Origin of the sequence: Stenotrophomonas rhizophila, from assembly GCF_007667275.1 — a bacterium.
In the GTDB taxonomy this organism is placed as follows: Bacteria; Pseudomonadota; Gammaproteobacteria; order Xanthomonadales; family Xanthomonadaceae; genus Stenotrophomonas; species Stenotrophomonas maltophilia_AE.
Window position 1 is genome coordinate 210,470 of the sequence record NZ_VDQT01000004.1, and the last position, 19,810, is coordinate 230,279.

A 19,810-nucleotide genomic window follows, 5' to 3' on the forward strand; every position below is an offset into this window, starting at 1 on the left:
AAAGAGAGACCGGACGCGCAGCATGGGCCACACCTCCCTCCCGCGTCATCGCGGTCCATGCAACGTCCGGCGCAACGACCGGCGGCCATGTGCAAGTGGCCGCCGGTTGACCTGACATCGGCCTGCGTCTTCGGGCCGGTTCCATCCACCATCGGGACATGCGCATGAAACTGATCTCCGCCATCATCCGGCCGTTCAAGCTCGACGAGGTCCGCGAGGCCCTCTCCGATGCGGGCGTGTCGGGCATCACCGTGACCGAAGTGAAAGGCTTCGGCCGCCAGAAGGGCCACACCGAGTTGTATCGCGGCGCCGAGTACGTCGTCGATTTCCTGCCCAAGATCAAGATCGAAACGGTCGTCACCGACGAACGCCTGGATGCGGTGGTTGAAGCCATCCAGACCGCCGCCGGGACCGGGAAGATCGGCGACGGCAAGATCTTCGTCACCGCCGTCGAACAGGTCATCCGCATCCGCACCGGCGAAATCGGCGCGGACGCGCTCTAACCCCACTCGGAGCCCCCCAATGAAGACTTCCTTGTTCACCGGATGGCAGGCCCGGTTCCACGCCGTGTGCCTGTTGATGCTGTTCAGCGCGCTGGCCGTGGGTGCCTTCTCCGGCACCGCACACGCACAGGCCCAAGTGTCGCCGGCCCCGACCGAAACCGTCGCCGTCGAGCCACTGCCCTCGCCCGATGCGGCGCCTGCCGCTGCAGCGGAGGCAGAAGCGGCCGCGCCCAGCTTCGACCGCGGCGATGTCGCCTGGATGCTGACGTCCACGCTGCTGGTGCTGCTGATGGTGGTGCCCGGGCTGGCGCTGTTCTATGGCGGCCTGGTGCGTTCCAAGAACGTGCTCTCGGTGCTCAGCCAGATCCTGGTGGTGTTCTCGCTGGTGCTGATGCTGTGGGTCGCCTACGGCTACAGCGCGGTGTTCAGCGAAGGCAACCAGTTCTTCGGCTCGTTCACCCAGTTCGCCTTCCTCAAGGGCTTCACCCCGGACTCGGTGGGCAACACGCCGATCAAGGGCCTGCCCGACTACCTGTTCGTAGCGTTCCAGTCCACCTTCGCCGGCATCACCACCGCGCTGATCGTCGGTGCGTTCGCCGAGCGCATCAAGTTCAAGGCGGTGCTGCTGTTCTCGGCATTGTGGTTCACCCTGAGCTACATCCCGATGGCCCACATCGTGTGGGGCGGCGGTTACCTGGGTGCGATGGGCGCGATCGACTTCGCCGGTGGCACCGTGGTGCACATCAACGCCGGCGTGGCCGGCCTGGTCGCGGCGTACTTCGTAGGCAAGCGCATCGGCTATGGCCAGACCGCACTGAAGCCGCACAACGTACCGTTCACCTACATCGGCGCGATGCTGCTGTGGGTGGGCTGGTTCGGCTTCAACGCCGGCTCGGCCGCTGCCGCCGACACCGTCGCCTCGCTGGCCTTCATCAACACCATCCTCGCCACCGCCGCCGCGGTGCTGGGCTGGACCCTGGTCGAAGCCGTCAGCAAGGGCAAGCCTTCCGCGCTCGGTGCAGCGTCCGGTGCGGTGGCCGGGCTGGTGGGTGTCACCCCGGCCTGCGGCACCGTCGGCCCGCTGGGTGCGATCGTGATTGGCCTGGTCAGTGGCGTGGTCTGCGTGTGGGGCGTCACCGGTCTCAAGCGCCTGCTCAAGGTGGATGACACCGCCGACGTGTTCGGCGTGCATGGCGTGGGCGGCATCGTTGGCGCGCTGCTCACCGGTGTATTCAGTGCGCAGTCGCTGGGCGGCACCAAGGCCGATCTCGACATCGGCCACCAGGTCTGGGTGCAGCTGGTCAGCGTGGGCTTCACCATCGCCTGGTGCGCCGTGGTGACCGTGGTGATCCTGCTGGTGGTACGCCTGGTCTTCGGCCTGCGGGTGACCGAGGAAGCCGAACGCACCGGCCTGGATGTCACCTCGCACGGCGAGTCTGCCTACGAGGTCTGATCGACTTCACAGTTTCTTCGGGGCTACACCATTGCGGTAACGCGCGTTGATCATTGACGTTGCGACCGGCGGTCTTCGGACCGCCGGTTTTTTTATGCCTGAAGTGTGTAGGGCGACGTCACACTTTCGTGCGCACCTCAGACCTTACCTACGACGAGGTAAGAGAATTCCGCCTGTTCCCGATCCCCTTTATTCCTTTAAAGTATCCCGCCCGAACGCCGGCCGTTCTGTAGTCGGTGGGCGCGGCGGCATGCAGTCCATCTCGCGAGGCGGACTGAAGGGGATCCCCGGTTCTGGAGAGGGCGTCCGCACGCTCCACCCTGTCGCGGGAGAATTCACCAATCGACAGTTGCAGGATGCGGTCGACGCTCTCCACGCAGTTCTCGGGTCTCCATCTGTACGCGCGAGGAAGGTGACGATCGTCTCGGTCATATCCAACAACAATTCCGTTCCGTCGATCGCACAGCAGAAGCTGGCTCGGGAGATCTTTGGAGACAGCGTCGTATTTGTCAGAGGGACAACACGGACAAATGCACCAGGCGAGAAGGGTAACCACGCCGAACGTCGAGGCATGCAGGCAATTGAGAACCCGGCGGGAACCGTACAGGCATCGAGTCACTACGCTTGCGGAAGTTGTGAGGGAGCGCAAGCCGGAGCTGGAGTTCGCAGCGCGACCGGCGCTGCTTCCCAGAACGGAGGGAAAGTGACCCGCCCGATCAATCCTCCAGAAACGCCCTCAAGGCTCCATCAGCGCCCACGAAAGAAAACATCCGAATGATCGATTTGTATGATCAATACATTGAAAATCTGACCAAAAACCTTGCGTCCCTGGATCAAGATTCCGGGGTCGCAGTAATGCTGTCTGCGTGCGAGCGGATGTTTTTTGTGATTTCTCGCTCCGATACTCGCGACGCTTGTGATCCATCTCGCCTGAGAGACTTGCTGGACGCCATGTGGGACCGCAAGCCTATGGAACCCATGCAGTTATCCGTCCCAGACGAGTTCGAACTGGAGTCTCTGGCTGATGAGCTGGTAGTCATGGCGACAGATTCGATTCTGATGACAAAGGAAGCGCTGGGTGAGCAAACCATCCCGCCGGAGAGAGTTCTGATGATCGCAGTCGAGCTCGCAAATGCGGTTGACGCCGCTCAGGATCCTGAAGGAAAAAGTGATGCTGGATCTCTGGATGCGTTCCTTAGGGACCCGCAATCGTGCGCCTCAATTGAAGCGGCGCGTCAATATCATGACATTGCAGATATCGCTGTGACTCGTTTACGTACCGATGCATGGGCAAGTCTCAGGGCAAGGGCGATCCACCAGGACATCACTCGCGGGTTGCCGCTCTAAGGTTATCAATGGCAGCTGCTGCAGGTTGACCTGAGCGTCGCCAAGGCGCCAGTGCGGTCCCAAGCCTTAGCGCGGTCTACATCATGAAAAATGGAGAGATCAACGTGATAAGGGTCGGCCAGTGAGTCTTACAATGTGGATTGAGATCGAGATTGGTGCGAGCATTCAAGGCATCTCAAGCACTTTAGTGCCCATGGACATCCAGATGGAGCCCATCGACCATGGCGCTTCTGGCTTCTTCAACAGATCTCATTGCCAGTTCATGTTCCGATATGACGCTTCACCTGAAGAAGTGCTGGTCGACGTAGTGGAAGTGGATTGGCGCGTCGGCGTCCGGGGGTCCTTTCACTACCGAGCAGATAGCCTTCATGAGAGTTGGGAGGACATCTCTGAATTTGTCCGTTGCTATGCGGCGTCACATCCATTCAAGTTCATCTTGTCATTCCAGTTCGAGACTCTTTATGCAGTCAGGGACGAGCATGGACTAAGGTTCGTAGGTCCAATGCCTGAAGGCTGAATTCCAACAAGGCGGTCAGATGGTGGAAATTGCAACGTGAGCAACTGAACTGGCACTGCTGTGTGTCTTCACGCTATGCGCATTACGGAGGGTGACACCACCCTGCGCGGCGCCACCGCAACCGCCGACCGGATCGACATCAAGACCGGTGGCACCCTCACCATTGAATCGCTGCAGGACGTTGCAGAAGACTGTCCCCCGAGGAACTAGAGCGTGGAAAGTAATCGTTATCGATACGCCCAGTTGCGAGATGAGTTCTTGGGATTGGCGTATGAGTATTGCAGGGTCAAAGCAATGGGAACTCGTGGTTGGATTGAAGGCGAGACGTCGGCAGGCTTTGCACGTGACCAGCTTGACGGGGTATTCGACTCCGACATTGAGAACCTAATGCTCGAAGTTGTTTGCCTTATCTCTGCAGCCGGACGAGAGCCGCCAAAAATACGCGAGCTTCAGCTGTCTCGCGCTGCGCAGCTTCTCGATCGTGTTGGAGGGAACGGGATCCATCAACTCCTTGATGCCGACGGGGCATCTGAGCTTCTTTGCGACTTGAAGATCCTGGGCCTATGGCGACCGAAATCATCGTGACTAATCCAAATTTCGGATCGTGGCGAAGTCTGTCCCGGCGAGCAGGATATCCAGAAGGTGCATGATGCTTGGCTTGCGGTCGGTGCGGACATGAGCATCTCTGTCTCCGGAAAAGACGTCTGCGGATTCTGTAAGGGCGACATCGCTGCGGCGGCCCAGGCTGCTGGCTTGAATTCCCTTAGTGTCAGAGCGGTTGACAACAAGACCGGTCTACCAAAGACCTACTATTGGACCCAGGGTATGCGCTCAATCAGAGAGAAGAAATCGTGAAGCTAGCCGGATTCTACGTAAGTTCGGATACTGCGCGCACGCAGCTGGCAGTTCGGAATGATCCTTCCAATGAAGAGATTGACGCTGCGCTGCAGCTATTCTCGGCAATGAGCGGAATTGTTAGCCTGAGTGAAGATCCCGTGCCTGAGGTCGGAGTCTACGAACTGGCACTATATGCAGACAGCGGAAACTTCATGCTCATGCTTAGTCGCTGCACCGACGGCGGAGATCACGAGGTAGATACCATCACAAATCCCACTGCGGGCGAAGGGGAGATTGAAATCCTTGGGGACCTGTATCAGCGATGCATGACGACACGTGACATCGAGCCGGTAAGAAGGTGCTTTCATGAATTCGCCTCTACTGGAAACGTCCAATCGGCGTCGCTGAAACTTCACGAGGGTGCCGGCTCCCCATAACTTCGGCTACTTGATCGGTCAAGGTCAGGCCAACGAATGCCGTGGTCAGCATGGGTGAACTTGCGGCGCTGCGAAGTGCACTGCAAGCTCGTCGATTGGCAAGCGCCGTTACCAGCGTACGCACCTGGGCGGCCGGGCGCTGCCGGTCGTAGCTCCACCAGCCACCGGTCGTGACCACGGCAACCACGGCCGCCGCGACGGCCCAGCCGCGCAGACCGGCCGCACGTGTTGGTCGCGGCGTGGCGTCCGCTCGAGATGAGCCAAATCGGAACAAGATCGGAGACAGCTAATAATGTCAGTGCATGGATGGGAGAGCAGGGGGAAGACGGTCCGAGGTTTGATTGAGGAGCTTCGCACTTTCGAGAATCAAGACTTGAAGGTTGAGATTGCGTTTGGGCCAGGCGAAGAGAGCTTTCCGATCAGTCTCGTCGGCAATGACGGAGGAAAGTGCATTCTCTTTTGCCTCGCTGGGGGTTCTAAGCCGAGTGCGTGATGGCGATCGAACGGAGCGGCAGGAAGATTGAATGCCGCTTCGGCCCAATCGAAGAGGCTCCTCCGGCCAGACCTTGCCTGTCCAACTGCCTTGCTGGGAGTTCTGAGCCAGGTGTGGAGTAGTGCGTGACGTGAGCATCTTGGTTCCAACGAACTGCAGCCATTGGCGCTGAACTCGGGAGACGATGAAAGCGACCAAGCAGAACATCCTTCGGCTCTCTTGCTTGTGCCTATGGGTTCTCTGTGTGCTGGTTGAGTCTGCGTTCTTGAGGGACGCGGCCTGCAGCAAGGCCCTCTACACCGCGCTAGGGACAATGGAGTTTTCAAATCGAGAGGATATGGACGTCCTTGACGCCGTAGCTAGCCGCGCAGTCCGCGCGCATGGTTCCCATGTCGCGTTTCGATTCCTTGGATAGGTTTGGGCGAATGTGTACGGTGGGCTTTCCGTGTGTACCAAGGGGTTGGGGTACAGTCAGCAGCCCGTTCAGTAGTTCTAGTATCTGGCTTGATGACTTTGTGTGGTGCCCAATGCTCGCGACATAGGTGAGCAGGTCCACAAGCTTCAGTGGCGGTGGAGTGACTTCCAATCAAGGCAAAAGTGCATGACCATTCGCGATTCGCAGGGAAAATCGATAGAGGTCTGCCAGTGAACCAACGTCTTGCGCTTTCTAAGATTCTTGCGGTTGCGCTCAGCGCCGGCGTCTGCGGGTTGCTTCTGATCGGCCTACCACTGAGCGTCAACGCAGGGACAGCAATTGAGACGGTCTACTTCTCTTCGATCATAGGCATGGTGGCAGCTATCTTCGGCGTGGTGGTTGGCTTCCCAGCGATTCTCATTGTTGATGCTGTACTACCTCACGCGAAGTTCCGCCATGTCGCGTTGGGCGCGTTCTGTGCGGTGCTCGCTTGGCTCATAGTAGAGGGCGCCTTTGCGCGTGACGCCTGGAACAACATCTGGGCAAGCAGCACCTTCTGGATTGAATGGGCGCCCAGGCGACTTGCAGTGTTTGCGATCATAGGTCTGCTCGCGGGCATCCTTTACTCTTTCATCTGGCCCAGCTTGCTACGAAAGCTGACAGCGGCCAAGGACAGGTAGAAGGGCTGGTCGAGTGACAGTAAGTATTTCGAGACTAGCGTGGCGGGTGGCGAGTTGGTGCCGCGGACGGCACCACCGCTGATCAGGGGATGTCCTGAAGCCTCGTGAGACCCCGGCTGTGCGGGCGGCTGCAATAATTGACTGGAGTAAAATTGTGTCTAGATCGTGGTGAATGGATTGCATGAGTCAGGAGCGTGATCATGGCAGGAGCGAAGTACAACCTGATTCACCTTGCGTACTTTTGCCTCTGGGCGCTATGTGCGCTGGTCGAGCTACTTTCTGCCTATTCCCATTGGAATAGGGGCTTGAGATTGATGCCTCAACTTCTTTTGGGACCTTACGGGGACTGGGTCCGGCTCGCCGTCGTCGTGTCATGCCTGTCTCTTCCAGTCCTTCTCTGCGTTCTCGTCGCTCGTTTGCGGCACTGGAAATGGACTAGGCTCCTGGAGGTCTTCCTGGCGATCGTTGTCGTTACCCTATTCCTATACAACATGTCTTTCATAAGGTCTTAGTTCCCAACGCCTAATCATCTCCAATCGTCGAGTTCCCGATGATCATTCTTGCCTAAATTACTGACCGTACATGACTGTCTTTGGCGACCCAAACAATTTCGCACTCATTGCCGCGAGCGTCCAATCCTGGAACGAAAGGCCTGGCCTGGGGAATGGCATTTTTCACTTCGTTGTAGATGGTCGGCTATTCCCACGACGAGCGAGGGTTTCAGCGCTCTCGGCAGACATCGGTAGCTTGTCGCCCGGTAATGCTCTTGTGGATCTTCCAGAGAATCCCGATGTGTCAAGTCTTGGTGCGGATGATGCATTCCGCTTTCTGCTGAATGGAATGCTTCCCTACATCCTTATGGATGAAGATGAGATCCCCGATAACTTCCAGACTGACTATACCTACCAAGCCTCGACGAACAATTTGGAGGATGAGAATTGCTTCGCCTTTGCAATGAAGGTTGGCCATCAGGTCAGGGTGCTCGCAGCGGAGATCGTGCTGGACCCCCTTGCTGGTGGTAAGCGCTTGTTGGATGTATCCGAGGCGTGGATCGATGTGAAGGAGCTCGCGGAAATTATTGATCTTGCGAAAGAAGCCTTCAAGAATCGAAGACTCTAGCTGCCTCCAGCAGTTGCGCGATCCCTGCGACCGAGTGGTCGGTCTTGGGTTTCCTGGATCGTGGCGAAGCCTCTGGTGGCGCCTTGACTCGGATTCGCAGGGAAAGGCGATAGATGTCTCCCAGTGCGGCGCCATTGCCATGACAGATGCAGTCACAGTGAGCTTATGTTCGCGGATGCGCAAAGGCGCACTGCAGCCGACACTTCTGCAACACCGACCAGGAAACCCTATGAAAGCCATACTTCGAAGTATTTCAAGCGACACGTTCAATATCCGGACATGGAGTCCGGAAGATGCAGAATGCTTCGCGCTTGACCTCCTGCTGAAGATTGGCGCGGAGGGGTCTGATGGCGCCGATAACTTTGATTTGAAAGTGTGCAGCCCCAGCTGGTTGGCGCAGACGTCGTGGAGCTTCCGGTGGGGACGTGGCTTGCTGATCGTTGCAGAGTACGATTTCGCTGCAATTGAGAAGGAGATATCGGCGCATGTTGCCGCTTGTCAGGGTGACACTTGGATCGAAATTGCAGTCAAACTCTCCCGGACCTTGATGTGGGAGTTCGAAGACTACGTTCAGTAACCTGGGCAGTTGCTTGGGGGGAGGACTGCTATAGGCGACGCGCGTGACAGGCTGTTGGCAAGCCGAGCGTCCATCCGTCTGGGAGGAAGGCGTATCAAGGGTCTCGAGCACGACGCTTCATGCGGACCATCAGGCATGCAGAACTTGGCCATGAACCACCCGCTCAAGGAAGGTCAGGTATGCAAATGAGTACCTGGAACTGGGCCGCAAGAATGATTGCGGTGCCCGTCAGCACGGCTGTCGCCGGAAGCGTTGTCTTTCTGGCACTGTGGCTCCATGCCGCGAACATCCCGCTGGATGACGCGTTCAAGGCGCTGCCACTCTTCCTCATCATAGGCGCCGTGATCGGTCTGATCGTGGGATGCCCACTGGTGTGCCTGATCGATGGAATGTTCGAGCGCTGGCGGTTTCGACATGTGATTTTTGGCGCTGTCGGCGCCGTATTGGGCTGGCTCCTGATGGAGGGAGCATTCGCCAGTGGCGCGTGGGACGCCATCTGGACGAGCCGGACGTTCTGGATGACCTGGGCACCCAGAAGGATCGCGGTCTTCTCGATAATCGGCCTTCTGAGTGGTCTGCTCTACATGGGTATGGTCTCGCTCATTGATCGCGCCATACCCCGCGAGCGCTGGTAGAGCTACGCACGGCGGGGCCGAATGACGCACAATCGAGCCATGCGCCGATTCCGCCACCCGCTCGTGCTGCTCGCCACCCTCCTGCTCGCCGCCTGCGCCAGCACGGACGTACGCAGCCCGCTGGCCACCTGGGTACCGTCGCCGAACCACAACGTGCGCAGCCCGGTCATCATCGTGCTGCACCACACCGACCAGGACAGCGTGCAGCAGAGCCTGCAGACGCTGCGCACCGCCAACAGCGGCGGGCGGGTCAGTTCGCATTACCTGGTGGGCGCGGATGGCCATATCTATCAGCTGGTGGCCGACAACCGCCGTGCCTGGCATGCCGGTGGCGGCCGTTGGGGCACCATTACCGACCTCAATTCGGCGTCGATCGGCATCGAGATCGACAACAACGGCAGCAGCCCGTTCGCCCCGGCGCAGATTGCCGCGCTGATCCGGCTGCTGGGCGACCTGTGTACCCGGCTGGATATCCCGCGCAGCCAGATCATCGCGCACGCCGACCTGGCCCCGTCGCGCAAGCAGGATCCCAGCCGCTACTTCCCGTGGCAGCAGCTTGCCGACGCGGGATTCGGCCTGTGGCCGCGTGCCAGCGACGGCCCCGCGCCGGAAGGCTTCGACCCATGGCTGAGCCTGCAGGCGTTCGGGTACGCGCTGGAGGACCGCACCGCTGCCGTGGGTGCCTTCCACCGTCGCTTCCGCGGCCGCGACGACCTGCCGCCCACGCTCGATGCCGAAGACGCCCGCATCCTGTATTCGCTGCTGCAACAGACCCGGTGACATGACCCGACACTCTGCGTTCGCCCTCCTGGGCCTTTCCTTCCTGACCGCCTGCAGCGTCAGCCCGCCGAAGCCCGACGCCCCGGCCGCCAGCGTAACCACCACCTACGCGAAGTCCGACTGGGCCGCACTTCCTGCCGTCAGCGACAGCGACCTGCAGGCCGGTTTCGGCGCCTGGCGCAGCGCCTGCCCCCGCCTGAAGAGCGACGCGGTGTGGGCAGCGCCCTGCGCGGCTGCGGCGGGTGTGGCGACCACCCCCACGGCCATCCGCCAGTTCCTGCAGGACACCCTGCAGGTGTATGCCCTGCGCGCCGGGGGCCATCGTGCCGATGGCCTCATCACCGGCTATTACGAGCCGGTCTACCCCGGCAGCCTCACCCGCACCGCCAAGGCCACCGTGCCGGTCTACGGCGTGCCGACCGACATGGTCAGCGTGCAGCTCGATAGCCTGTACCCCGAACTCAAGGGCAAGCGCCTGCGCGGCCGCGTGGAAGGGCGCGTGCTTCGCCCGTACGACGACGCCGCGACGATCAGCACCAAGGGCGTCAACGCACCGGTGCTGGCCTGGCTCACCCACCCGATGGACCTGCAGTTCCTGCAGATCCAGGGCTCGGGCCGCATCCGCCTGGACGACGGCCGCCAGCTGCGTATCGCCTACGCCGACCAGAACGGCCACCCGTACCGCCCGATCGGCCGCTGGCTGGTGGAGCAGGGCGAGCTGAAGAAGGAAGACGTCACCATGGACGCCATCCGCAGCTGGGCCAACGCGCACCCGGCCCGCATTCCCGAGCTGCTGGCCAGCAACCCCAGCTACGTGTTCTTCAGCAAAGGCCCGGACGGCGACGAAGGCCCGCGCGGTTCATTGAACGTGCCACTCACCCCCGGCTACAGCGTGGCGGTGGACCGCACCGTGGTGCCGCTGGGCAGCCTGTTGTGGCTGTCCACCACGCGCCCGGACGGCAGCGCGGTGGTGCGCCCGGTGGCCGCGCAGGACACCGGCGGCGCCATTGCCGGCGAAGTGCGTGCCGACCTGTACTGGGGCACCGGCGACGCCGCCGGCAAGCTGGCGGGGGACATGAAGCAGAAGGGCAACCTGTGGCTGCTGTGGCCCAAGGGTGCGGCCCTGCCCAGCAACACTACGGGCGGTTGAGGACACACCCATGGCGATCTTCTACGTAGTGGTCGGCGTGATGGTGCTGGAGATCATCCTGGAGCTGACCTGGAATCCGCTTTACTTCGTAACCGGCATCCGCCTGTTCAACGAGCGCATTCCCGCCAACGCCGCCATGCGCGAGAGGCTGGTGTTGAACTGCCTGGAGCGCGATGTAGCCACCCAGAGGTGGCTGCCGCTGGTATTCCGCGCGCTTCCCGACGGCCGCATGGCCTTCCGCGAGAGCTTCGGCATCAACTTCACCGGGCGCTACTACCCGGTGATGCGTGGGCTGGTAGTAGTCGATGCCAAGCGCAACCAGGTCCGCGTGGAAGGCATCTGCAACTGGATGACCCTGGCCATTGGCGGGCTGTGCGTGGCGATGCCCCTGGTGGTTACGGCCGCCTGGCCGATGCTGATGATGCTGGGGCTGTTTGTCGGCTGCTACCTCTTCCAGCGTCGGCGCTACCACGGCGTGGCTGAAGCGCTGCGCGAACAGATGCGCGTGGAGCTGCCGGAAGCGATCATGACGTTGAGGCGTGCCAGGTGACCCTGCGCTGAGGTTGCCACGCAGGGCGTGGCACTACGCCTGGGTCATACGCCGTGGCTCGAAATGGCTTCCACGCGCAAGCCGTAGTGCCACGCCCTGCGTGGCAGCCCGCACCCAGTAAAACTACTGCGCCCAACGCAGTGATTCTGCGCAGGTAGGGGCCGCGCGCCCGGGCTAGCATTCCAGCTTCAAGCCCTGTCGAGTCATACCCATGCACGAAGGACTGCTCAAAAGCTGGAACGCCGGCGCCACGCGCCAGGCCATCATCGCCTTCGTTGCACGGGTCACCTTGGAGGACGGCCCCGACTACGTGCCGCCGGCCGCACGGATCGCGGTGTTCGACAACGACGGCTGCCTGTGGTGCGAAAAGCCCATGCCGATCCAGGCCGACTTCCTGCTGCGCCGTATCGCCGAACAGGCCGAAGCAGACCCGGCGCTACGCGACCGGCAGCCCTGGAAGGCCGTGCATGAAAAGGACCAGGCGTGGCTGGGCGACGTGATCACCCGGCACTACGAGGGCGACGACAGCACGCTCAAGGAAATGGCCGCCGGCCTGCTTTCGGCCTATGCCGAGGACGAGGTGGAAGACTTTGCCGGCAAGGCAGAGCAGTTCCTGCGCAGCGCGCAGAATCCGGTGCTGAAACGCCCCTACCTGAAGACGGCCTACGCGCCCATGCGCGAGCTGCTGCACTACCTGGAAGCCAACCAGTTCACCAACTACATCGTGTCCGGCGGCGGGCGCGATTTCATGCGGCCGATCACCCAGGAGCTGTACGGCGTTCCGCCCGAGCGCGTGGTCGGCTCCAGCGTCGCGCTGCAGTACCGCGAAGAACAGGGCATCGGCACGCTGGTCCACACCTCGAAACTGGAGGTGTTCGACGACGGCCCGAACAAAGTAGTGCGCATATGGAGCCGCATCGGCGCGCGCCCGATCTTTGCCGCCGGCAACTCCAACGGCGACATCCAGATGCTGCAGTTCGCCACCCAGGGCAAGCGCGCCTCGCTGGCACTGCTGGTCACCCATGACGATGACCAGCGCGATATCGCCTACACCTCCGGCGCGCAGACGTCGGTGGCGATGGCCGCCGAACACGGTTGGCCGCTGGTGAGCGTGCGCGAGGACTGGTCGCGCGTGTTCGTCGACTGACGCGCTTACTCCGACTCCTGGCCCGCCAGCTGCATCACCCAAGCAGGCACGGCCGGCTCGCCCTGGTAGAACGTCTTCGGCATCTTGTCGGCCATGGCCCAGCGCTGGATCCAGCTGATGCCCGCCCCGCCGTTGTAGCCTTCGGCGCGCAGGTAAGCCGGGTCTTCCATCGCGGTTTCAAGGGTGATGAAGCGGTACCCCCGGCGGCGGGTCGCCGCCACCAGTTCCTCCACGCTGTCTGCATTCAGCGCGTTGGCATGCATCAGCCACACCTGTGCGGGCAGCCTGCCCAGCAACTGCTGCGAGCGCTGCTCGTAGTAGTCCAGCTTGTTGAGCATGTAGGGGATGTAGCCGCGCCGTAGCTGGCGCAGGCGCGCCTCACGCACGGCAGGGTCGGTTTCGGTATCGCGCACCTGGTCGTACGCGAATGCCCAGATCCATTCCGCGTTGTCCACGGTCACCGGTGCGATACGGTACTGGTGTTGCTGCAGGAATGTCGCCAGTTTGGCGCGTGCTTCTGGCGATCTTCCTGCCTGCAGGTAGGGGTGCCGGAACCAGCGCAGGGTCTGCCCGCTCTCGGCGAGCAGGGGGCGCAGGACGACTTCGCCGCGCAGGATGTCCTGCTGGTAGGTGTCCAGCGGCACCGCATGCATGGAGACATGGCTGAAGGTGTGGTTGCCCAGCTCGAAGCCGGCGTCGCGCCAGTCGCGAAGCATCTGCACCCGATCCGGCTGCACCTGCCCGTCGACCTCCAGCTTGCCTTCGTTGACGAAGCCCACGATGGGCACGCCGGTCTGCTTGAGGGCGCCGATCAGGCGCGCGTGCTGGGCGTGCAGGTCGGCCTCGGCGCGTTCGCCGAGCCGCTGCCAGGGCAGGTCGTCGATGGTGAGCGCGATGCGTCGGTCCGGCTCGCTGGCCTGTGCAATTCCTGCCACGCAGAACAAGGCCAGGACGCCCCACCGAAGTATTCCCTTACCCACGCTCCACCTCCGTCGCGATGATCGTGAAGTATAGGGCGCATCGCTTCGCGGATGCCGGTGCTGGTGATCGCCCCGACCGGCAAGAATCACGCCAAGCTACCGGGTCGAAGGTAAGACGCTACCGGCAATCGTTGAGATTACGATTGACCAGTCTGGTGTGCTCTGCCCGGTACTGGCGGACCAGGGAAAGCGCCGCCCCGTTCGAGCCTTCCGAAGGCTTCGAGAGAATCACCAGTGGGCCACCTGGATGGGCGACCACCGTGGTGACGTCCCAGGTGTGGGAAGCGTGCGGCCCGTACGCCGCAAGCGGTTGCCTCGGATAGCGCGCTTCGAGCAGCGTCTTCAACGCCGAATGCGTGGCTTCTGCGTACGTTCCCATAAAAGATGTAGCAATGGGCTCGCCACTCGTGGCCAGGGTCGAGAGGCTCGCAACCTTCATGCGCGTTGTGCCGATCATGCAGACACCCTCGCGCGCGGACAATAAGTGGGTGGATGTCGCGGGAAGGCACGTGTCGGCCGGCATCAGGTCCTCGGCATCACGCGGCAGCGCATTGAAGGCCGCAACCAGCTGGACCTTCGAGAGCTCCGCGGCCAAGGGGCACTCCGGTAGGACGGGCAAGTCCGCAAGCGGCACGGCGACCACAGGGTGCGCATCCGGCTCAAGCGAGCCGAAGAAGGTGGCGGCCGCCTGTTTCATTGCCTCGCATTTCGACAGGGAGGTCTCAATCGAAAGCAGAATGGTGCCCGCCTTCGTGCGGACGCTCTGGCTCGCCGCGCAGGAGGTCGGGGTCTGTATGTCGTGGGCGACCCCAGGCAGCCCTCGATAAGTAATGCGGCTGGAAGTCGCGCCCGGGACAGGCCGCTCGAAATTCATTTGTCCTGTTGCGGCGTCGCGGTCCTGACCTCGCATGGCCATGAACTTCATGCCGTCGTGGCCGCAGCCCAGCATGTCGGCCTGCGTCACGCTCTCAGTTCTGGACCGGAACGTGAAGTCATTGAACAGGCACGGCAGTCGAACCGAGTAGCCGCCGTTCGTGGACGTTGCCGTGGTCCAGCCGTCCGGCCCCAACGTGCCGGCCCCCATGCGATGCATTTCCAGCCCCTCAACCGGTGCTTGGGCAATGGCCGGGGCAGAGAAGCCTGGCAGCATGGCGGCGAGCAGGCCAAGGCGGTAGGAAAGTCGGCCGTGAGGAACGAGGCAGAGTGAGGGCATCAGCGAGTCCATTCGGAGAGCAAAGGCAAGCAAGATACAACGGCCTGTGCGAGGTGTTCTTTAGCGTGCCACGCCCCCCCATTTGCACTACATTGGTGCAATGACCCCCGCACCACCGTCTCCGTCCCTTGAAGTCCTTGGCACTCCGGTCGCCTGGGCCGACGCTGAAGGCCGCGTGGCCGGCTGCAACCCGGCCTTCGCACGCTGGCTGGGAGTAAGCGTGCGGCGCCTGCTCGGTCAGCCGCTGGCCTCGCTGGAGGTACAGGGCGAGGCGCTGGCGCACTTCCTGGCGCGCGGCGAACGCGACACCCTGCGCCTGCATCGGCTGGCCCTTGCCCTGCCCGGCGAGGCCCCGCGCTTCGCCGAAGGCTGGTTGAGCCGGCATGACGAAGATGGCTGGCTGCTGGAGGCGCACCCGGTGGACGAGTTCCCCGGGCTGGACCCTACGCAAGCCCTGCCCAGCGCGCTGAGCGCGGCGCTGAAAGGGCTGGCGCATGAGCTGCGCAATCCGCTGGCCGGCCTGAAGGGTGCGGCCCAGCTGCTGGCCCGGCGCAGCAGCCAGCGCGACCCGGAAGAACGCGAACTGATCGAGCTGATCGGCTCGGAGATCGAACGCCTGAACGGCCTGCTCGAACAGCTGCTGTCGCCGGCGCCGGCGGCCCCGCACGCGCCGCTCAACATCCACGCGTCGCTGGAGCGCGTGCTGCGCCTGGCGGAAAGCGAAGGTGGCTGGGCGGTGCGGCTGCAGCGCGATTACGACCCCAGCATTCCCGAATTCGACGGCGACGCCGACCGCCTTACCCAGGCGGTGTGGAACCTGGTGCGCAATGCGATCCAGGCCGGCGCCGGCACCGTCACCCTGCGCACCCGGGTGGAACATGGGGTGCGCATCGGCGACCAGCTGCAGCCGATGGCGCTGCGCCTGGAAATCGCCGATGACGGGCGCGGCGTGCCCGAGGCGCTGGCCGAACACCTGTTCCTGCCGCTGGTCAGCGGCCGCGCCGAAGGCACCGGGCTCGGCCTGGCACTGGCCCAGCAGGTGGCGCGCGAACACCGCGGCACGCTGACCTACCGCTCGCGCCCGGGCCATACCGTATTCACTGTGCAACTGCCGATCGGGCACGGCACCCCTGCCATGGAGGAAACCGCGCATGGCGGATGACAACCCGAGCAGCGCCCAGCGCGTGTGGGTGGTGGACGACGACCGCGCGGTGCGCTTCGTGCTGTGCACGGCGCTGCGCGACGCCGGTTATGCGGTGGAAGGCTTCGACGGCGCCGCCGCTGCGCTGGACATGCTGGGCAGCCAGCCCCCGCCCGACCTGTTGTTCACCGACGTGCGCATGCCCGGCGATGACGGGCTGGTCCTGCTGGACAAGCTGAAAGCCGCGCACCCGCAACTGCCGGTGATCGTCATGTCGGCCTATACCGACGTGGCCAGCACCGCTGGCGCCTTCCGCGGTGGTGCGCAGGAATTCCTGTCCAAGCCGTTCGACCTGGACGATGCGGTGGCGCTGGCCCAGCGCGTGCTGCCGGCCCCGGATACCGCCGTGGCCGAGCGCAGCGCCGCTGCGGTGGACGCGGCCCCCGACCAGCGCCCGCAGCTGGTGGGCGACACCCCGGCGATGCGGGCGTTGTTCCGTGCCATCGGGCGGCTGGCGCAGGCGCCGCTGTCGGTGCTGATCAATGGTGAAACCGGCACCGGCAAGGAACTGGTGGCGCACGCGCTGCACCATGAATCGCCGCGTGCGCAGGGGCCTTTCGTGGCGCTCAATACGGCGGCCATTCCTTCCGAGCTGCTGGAAAGCGAACTGTTCGGTCATGAGGCCGGTGCGTTCACCGGTGCGCAACGGCGGCACGTGGGCCGCTTCGAGCAGGCCGATGGCGGCACGCTGTTCCTGGACGAAATCGGTGACATGCCGTTGCCGCTGCAGACCCGGCTGCTGCGCGTGCTGGCCGAAGGCGAGTTCTTCCGCGTCGGCGGCCGCGAGCTGATCCGGGTCGATGTGCGGGTCATCGCCGCCACCCACCAGGACCTGGAAACGCTGGTGGCCCAGGGCCGCTTCCGCGCCGACCTGCTGCACCGGCTGGACGTGGTGCGGCTGCGGCTGCCGCCACTGCGCGAGCGCCGCGACGACATCGCGCAGCTGGCCGAGACGTTCCTGGCCGCCGCCGCGCACAAGCTGGACACGCCACCGAAGCGGCTCACCGCCGCGGCGCTGCAGGCGCTGCGCGAGCACGACTGGCCGGGCAATGTGCGCGAGCTGGAGAACGTGTGCTGGCGCATGGCCGCACTGGCCGCATCCGACACCATCGGCGTGGCCGACGTGGACAGCGCGCTGCACCGCGGCCCCGGCCCGCGCACCCGCGCGCAGGGCGATCCCGGCCAATGGGAAGCCCTGCTCTCGGCCTGGGCCCGGCAACGCCTGGCCGAAGGCGCCGAGGGCCTGCATGCCCAGGTGCGTGAACGGGTGGACCAGGCGCTGCTGGAAGCGGCGCTGCAGATCACCCACGGCCGACGTGCCGAAGCCGCCGCACGGCTGGGCATGGGCCGCAATACCCTGACCCGCAAGCTCGGCGCCGGGCGCCGACGCGGCGGATGAACCCCGCGTTCACCGCCTTTCATGGTGTGTGGACGACCCCAACGCTAGTTTGCAGATCCAAGGAGTACCCATGCGCCGTTCCCACATCGCCCTGCTCACGCCGACCCTGCTGGTGCTTGCCGCCTGTGGCAGCGCCCCGCAGAAGGCGCCTGCGCCGGCACCCAGCGTGCCGGTGGTGAGCACTGCCAAACAAGCTGAAGCGAATCTGGCGCCGGCGTCGGCCAGCATCGTCAGCGGGCGCCTGGTGATGGTGCCGGACGCGAGCGGCGTGCACATCACCGGCACCATCGGTGGACTGCGGCCGCTGCAGGCGGCGGCGTTCCATGTGCATGAACGCGGCGACTGCAGTGCCGTTGACGCCAGCAGCGCGGGGGCGCATTTCAACCCGTTCAACCAGCCGCATGGCCGCAACAGCGCTGGGGTACATCACATTGGCGACATGGACAACCTGCGCGCCGACGCGCAGGGCCGGGTCAGCGTCGATGTGCGCCTGCCAGCGGTTACCCTCGGCGGCGGTGCAGCCACCGACATCGTCGGCCGCGCGCTGGTGGTTCATGCCAACGCCGACGATTACCGCAGCCAGCCGGCAGGTAACGCCGGCGCCCGAATCGCCTGCGGCGTCATCCGGGTCACGCGCTGAACGCGCTGCCCAGCGACGTCGCTTTTTCCCTCGTTACCCGCAAGGAGATCCACATGCGCCTGATCCATACGTCACTGTTCGCTGCCATTGCCGCCATCGGCCTGACCGCCTGCAACAAGCCGGCCGATGCGCCCGCCGCCGACCCCGCCACCGCCACCCCGCCGATCGCCGAAACCGCGCGCACCACCGAAGCGCCGCCGGCGATGACCAGCGAAGCGCACGCCAACCACACTGCCGTCGCCGAGCTGGCCCCGACCCAGGGCAATGACGTCAAGGGCAACGTGACCTTCAGCGTCGTCGACGGCAAGGTCCACGTGAAGGGCCAGGTCAGCGGCCTGAAGCCGAACAGCGAACACGGCTTCCACATCCATGAGAAGGGCGACTGCAGCGCGCCGAACGGCGACAGCGCTGGCGGCCACTTCAACCCGAGCAAGGAAGACCACGGCAGCGTGGCCACCACCCCTCACCACGGTGGCGACATCCCCAACATCAAGGCCGACGCCCAGGGCAACGCGGTGGTGGATGCAGCCGTGTCGACCAACGTCAACATCGGCGAAGGCAACGACAGCGACATCATCGGTCGTGGCCTGATCGTGCATGCCGACCCGGACGACTACAAGACCCAGCCGACCGGCAACGCCGGTGCGCGCCTGGCGTGTGCGGTGATCAAGGCCGCACCGTAAGCTCCGTGGGACACGCATGGCGTGTCCCTACGCGGTAACGACAACGCCGGCGATTGCCGGCGTTGTTGTGTCAGCGCCAGCCACGCAGGGCGTGGCGCCACGTTGGATCTTCCAACACCGGTTGTAGAGCCACGCCCTGCGTGGCTGCACGCTACACCGTCACCGCGCCAGCAGGTCCCTCGGCTCCTGCCCTGCTTCGCAATGCACGAACAGCACCGGCAGCCCGTGGGCTTCGAGCACCGCCGCCATCTGCCGCTGGCGCATCAGGTACTGCTCGTAGATGCCCTGCAGGCGGTCGCAGTCGCCGGTGCCGTGGTTGTAGAAATTGCACCAGCCGGCCGGGTCGAACAGCGCCATACGCACTTCGCCATCAGCGTATCGAAGCAGCGGCTCCGGGGCCGCGTCCAGCCACTGTTCCACCTGCGGTGCCATCAATGCCGTTTCAATCAGCGGCCACAGCGCGGCCAGGCCCTGGTTGTCGTACTGCATCGACATCATCGCGGCGAGGTCATTCACCGTGAAGTAGCGCGCGTGCTCGATCTGCGCGCCGAATGCGTTCTGCGCCAGCAGGGCGGTGTCGGCCTGGGCCATGCCCTGGGCCAGCAGTACCTCTTCCAGTGCTTCGGCCACCGCCGCGGTCTGGGCCACGTCGCTGCCGGTCAGCAGGAACGGCACCACCCGCAGGCCGCCGCCGGTGAGGCTGGCATCGGCTTGGAACGGCAGCGGCACGTCGCCGTCGGCGCCGGCGCCGAACGCCAACAGGCGAGGCCCCTCGTTGCGGCCGGGCGCGCGCATCTGCAGTTCTTCCAGGCGGCGGTGGATCGGCCAGCCGGGGCGCAGCACCTCGGCCGGGTCGAAATGGGCGCCGGCGAAGACGAAGTCCAGCCCGCTCACGCCGGGGACCAGCTTGGCCAGGTCGCGGCCTACACGGTCGGCCAGTTCACCGGCCTGCGCGGAGGTCAGGGCGGCATTACGGGGGGCGTCTCCTCCGGCCAGTTCCAATGCCAGTACGCCAAGGGCATTCATGCCGGGGTCGGGTTTGCTCATGGGTTCA

General features: G+C 63.8%; 23 protein-coding genes. 20 read left to right on the forward strand and 3 right to left on the reverse strand.

What is annotated here, in order from left to right; translation table 11 throughout:
• The first annotated feature begins 164 nt into the window (after nt 1-164).
• From FSZ13_RS13915 to FSZ13_RS13990, 16 genes are all read left to right on the forward strand, one after another.
• A complete protein-coding gene (locus tag FSZ13_RS13915; protein WP_145480702.1) occupies nt 165-503 on the forward strand; it encodes a P-II family nitrogen regulator in 339 nt (112 codons plus the stop codon).
• A gap of 19 nt (nt 504-522) precedes the next feature.
• Nucleotides 523-1,956 carry an ammonium transporter gene (gene amt, locus FSZ13_RS13920; protein ID WP_145480704.1) on the forward strand — a complete coding sequence of 478 codons (1,434 nt, stop codon included), beginning with the start codon at nt 523-525 and terminating at the stop codon, nt 1,954-1,956.
• Nucleotides 1,957-2,730: 774 nt separating this feature from the next.
• Nucleotides 2,731-3,303 carry a hypothetical protein gene (locus FSZ13_RS13925; RefSeq protein WP_145480706.1) on the forward strand — a complete coding sequence of 191 codons (573 nt, stop codon included), beginning with the start codon at nt 2,731-2,733 and terminating at the stop codon, nt 3,301-3,303.
• 133 nt (nt 3,304-3,436) lie between these two features.
• Entirely contained in the window at nt 3,437-3,820 is a 384-nt protein-coding gene (locus FSZ13_RS13930; protein ID WP_145480708.1) for a hypothetical protein, read from the forward strand.
• A gap of 75 nt (nt 3,821-3,895) precedes the next feature.
• The gene (locus FSZ13_RS18885; RefSeq protein ID WP_145480710.1) at nt 3,896-4,030 is read left to right on the forward strand and encodes a hemagglutinin repeat-containing protein; all 135 of its coding nucleotides are present in this window, start codon (nt 3,896-3,898) and stop codon (nt 4,028-4,030) included.
• Between the two features lie 3 nt (nt 4,031-4,033).
• Nucleotides 4,034-4,405 carry a hypothetical protein gene (locus tag FSZ13_RS13940; protein ID WP_145480712.1) on the forward strand — a complete coding sequence of 124 codons (372 nt, stop codon included), beginning with the start codon at nt 4,034-4,036 and terminating at the stop codon, nt 4,403-4,405.
• Between the two features lie 57 nt (nt 4,406-4,462).
• Entirely contained in the window at nt 4,463-4,675 is a 213-nt protein-coding gene (locus FSZ13_RS18890; protein WP_429000002.1) for a cytidine deaminase-like fold-containing protein, read from the forward strand.
• Nucleotides 4,672-5,094: a DUF6911 family protein gene (locus FSZ13_RS18895; protein ID WP_429000003.1), complete on the forward strand. Its 423-nt coding sequence runs from the start codon at nt 4,672-4,674 to the stop codon at nt 5,092-5,094. The genes FSZ13_RS18890 and FSZ13_RS18895 overlap by 4 nt, the downstream gene beginning before the upstream one ends.
• Nucleotides 5,095-6,232: 1,138 nt before the next feature.
• Complete coding sequence (locus tag FSZ13_RS13955) at nt 6,233-6,682, forward strand: hypothetical protein (protein WP_145480718.1); 450 nt, start codon at nt 6,233-6,235, stop codon at nt 6,680-6,682.
• A gap of 582 nt (nt 6,683-7,264) precedes the next feature.
• On the forward strand, nt 7,265-7,801 hold the full coding sequence (locus FSZ13_RS13960) for an immunity 42 family protein (RefSeq protein WP_145480720.1): 537 nt from the start codon (nt 7,265-7,267) through the stop codon (nt 7,799-7,801).
• A 229-nt stretch (nt 7,802-8,030) separates the two neighbouring features.
• On the forward strand, nt 8,031-8,378 hold the full coding sequence (locus FSZ13_RS13965; RefSeq protein ID WP_145480722.1) for an immunity 8 family protein: 348 nt from the start codon (nt 8,031-8,033) through the stop codon (nt 8,376-8,378).
• Nucleotides 8,379-8,563: 185 nt separating this feature from the next.
• A complete protein-coding gene (locus FSZ13_RS13970; protein WP_145480724.1) occupies nt 8,564-9,013 on the forward strand; it encodes a hypothetical protein in 450 nt (149 codons plus the stop codon).
• Nucleotides 9,014-9,052: 39 nt separating this feature from the next.
• Entirely contained in the window at nt 9,053-9,793 is a 741-nt protein-coding gene (locus FSZ13_RS13975) for an N-acetylmuramoyl-L-alanine amidase (protein WP_260844188.1), read from the forward strand.
• Between the two features lies 1 nt (nt 9,794).
• Nucleotides 9,795-10,943: a murein transglycosylase A gene (gene mltA, locus FSZ13_RS13980; RefSeq protein ID WP_145480728.1), complete on the forward strand. Its 1,149-nt coding sequence runs from the start codon at nt 9,795-9,797 to the stop codon at nt 10,941-10,943.
• A gap of 10 nt (nt 10,944-10,953) precedes the next feature.
• Nucleotides 10,954-11,493, forward strand: a complete 540-nt coding sequence (locus tag FSZ13_RS13985) for a hypothetical protein (protein ID WP_145480730.1) — start codon at nt 10,954-10,956, stop codon at nt 11,491-11,493.
• 211 nt (nt 11,494-11,704) lie between these two features.
• Nucleotides 11,705-12,640 (forward strand): HAD family hydrolase, encoded by a 936-nt coding sequence (locus tag FSZ13_RS13990; protein ID WP_222116619.1) that lies wholly within the window; start codon nt 11,705-11,707, stop codon nt 12,638-12,640.
• 5 nt (nt 12,641-12,645) lie between these two features.
• Here the strand turns inward: FSZ13_RS13990 and FSZ13_RS13995 are convergent, their stop codons facing one another.
• The gene (locus FSZ13_RS13995) at nt 12,646-13,575 is read right to left on the reverse strand and encodes a polysaccharide deacetylase family protein (RefSeq protein ID WP_145480732.1); all 930 of its coding nucleotides are present in this window, start codon (nt 13,573-13,575) and stop codon (nt 12,646-12,648) included.
• A gap of 163 nt (nt 13,576-13,738) precedes the next feature.
• Nucleotides 13,739-14,833: a hypothetical protein gene (locus tag FSZ13_RS18500; protein ID WP_186308950.1), complete on the reverse strand. Its 1,095-nt coding sequence runs from the start codon at nt 14,831-14,833 to the stop codon at nt 13,739-13,741.
• Between the two features lie 100 nt (nt 14,834-14,933).
• On the opposite strand from FSZ13_RS18500, the gene FSZ13_RS14010 reads away from it, so the two are divergent.
• The 4 genes from FSZ13_RS14010 (at nt 14,934) to FSZ13_RS14025 (ending at nt 18,756) form a co-directional block, all read left to right on the forward strand.
• Nucleotides 14,934-15,995 carry a two-component system sensor histidine kinase NtrB gene (locus tag FSZ13_RS14010; RefSeq protein WP_145480737.1) on the forward strand — a complete coding sequence of 354 codons (1,062 nt, stop codon included), beginning with the start codon at nt 14,934-14,936 and terminating at the stop codon, nt 15,993-15,995.
• Nucleotides 15,985-17,433, forward strand: coding sequence for a nitrogen regulation protein NR(I) (gene ntrC, locus FSZ13_RS14015; RefSeq protein ID WP_145480739.1), 1,449 nt, complete (start codon nt 15,985-15,987; stop codon nt 17,431-17,433). The genes FSZ13_RS14010 and ntrC overlap by 11 nt, the downstream gene beginning before the upstream one ends.
• 70 nt (nt 17,434-17,503) lie before the next feature.
• Entirely contained in the window at nt 17,504-18,073 is a 570-nt protein-coding gene (locus FSZ13_RS14020) for a superoxide dismutase family protein (protein WP_145480741.1), read from the forward strand.
• Nucleotides 18,074-18,126: 53 nt separating this feature from the next.
• Nucleotides 18,127-18,756: a superoxide dismutase family protein gene (locus FSZ13_RS14025; protein WP_145480743.1), complete on the forward strand. Its 630-nt coding sequence runs from the start codon at nt 18,127-18,129 to the stop codon at nt 18,754-18,756.
• Between the two features lie 159 nt (nt 18,757-18,915).
• Here the strand turns inward: FSZ13_RS14025 and FSZ13_RS14030 are convergent, their stop codons facing one another.
• Entirely contained in the window at nt 18,916-19,803 is an 888-nt protein-coding gene (locus FSZ13_RS14030; RefSeq protein WP_145480745.1) for a hypothetical protein, read from the reverse strand.
• Between the last annotated feature and the right edge of the window lie 7 nt (nt 19,804-19,810).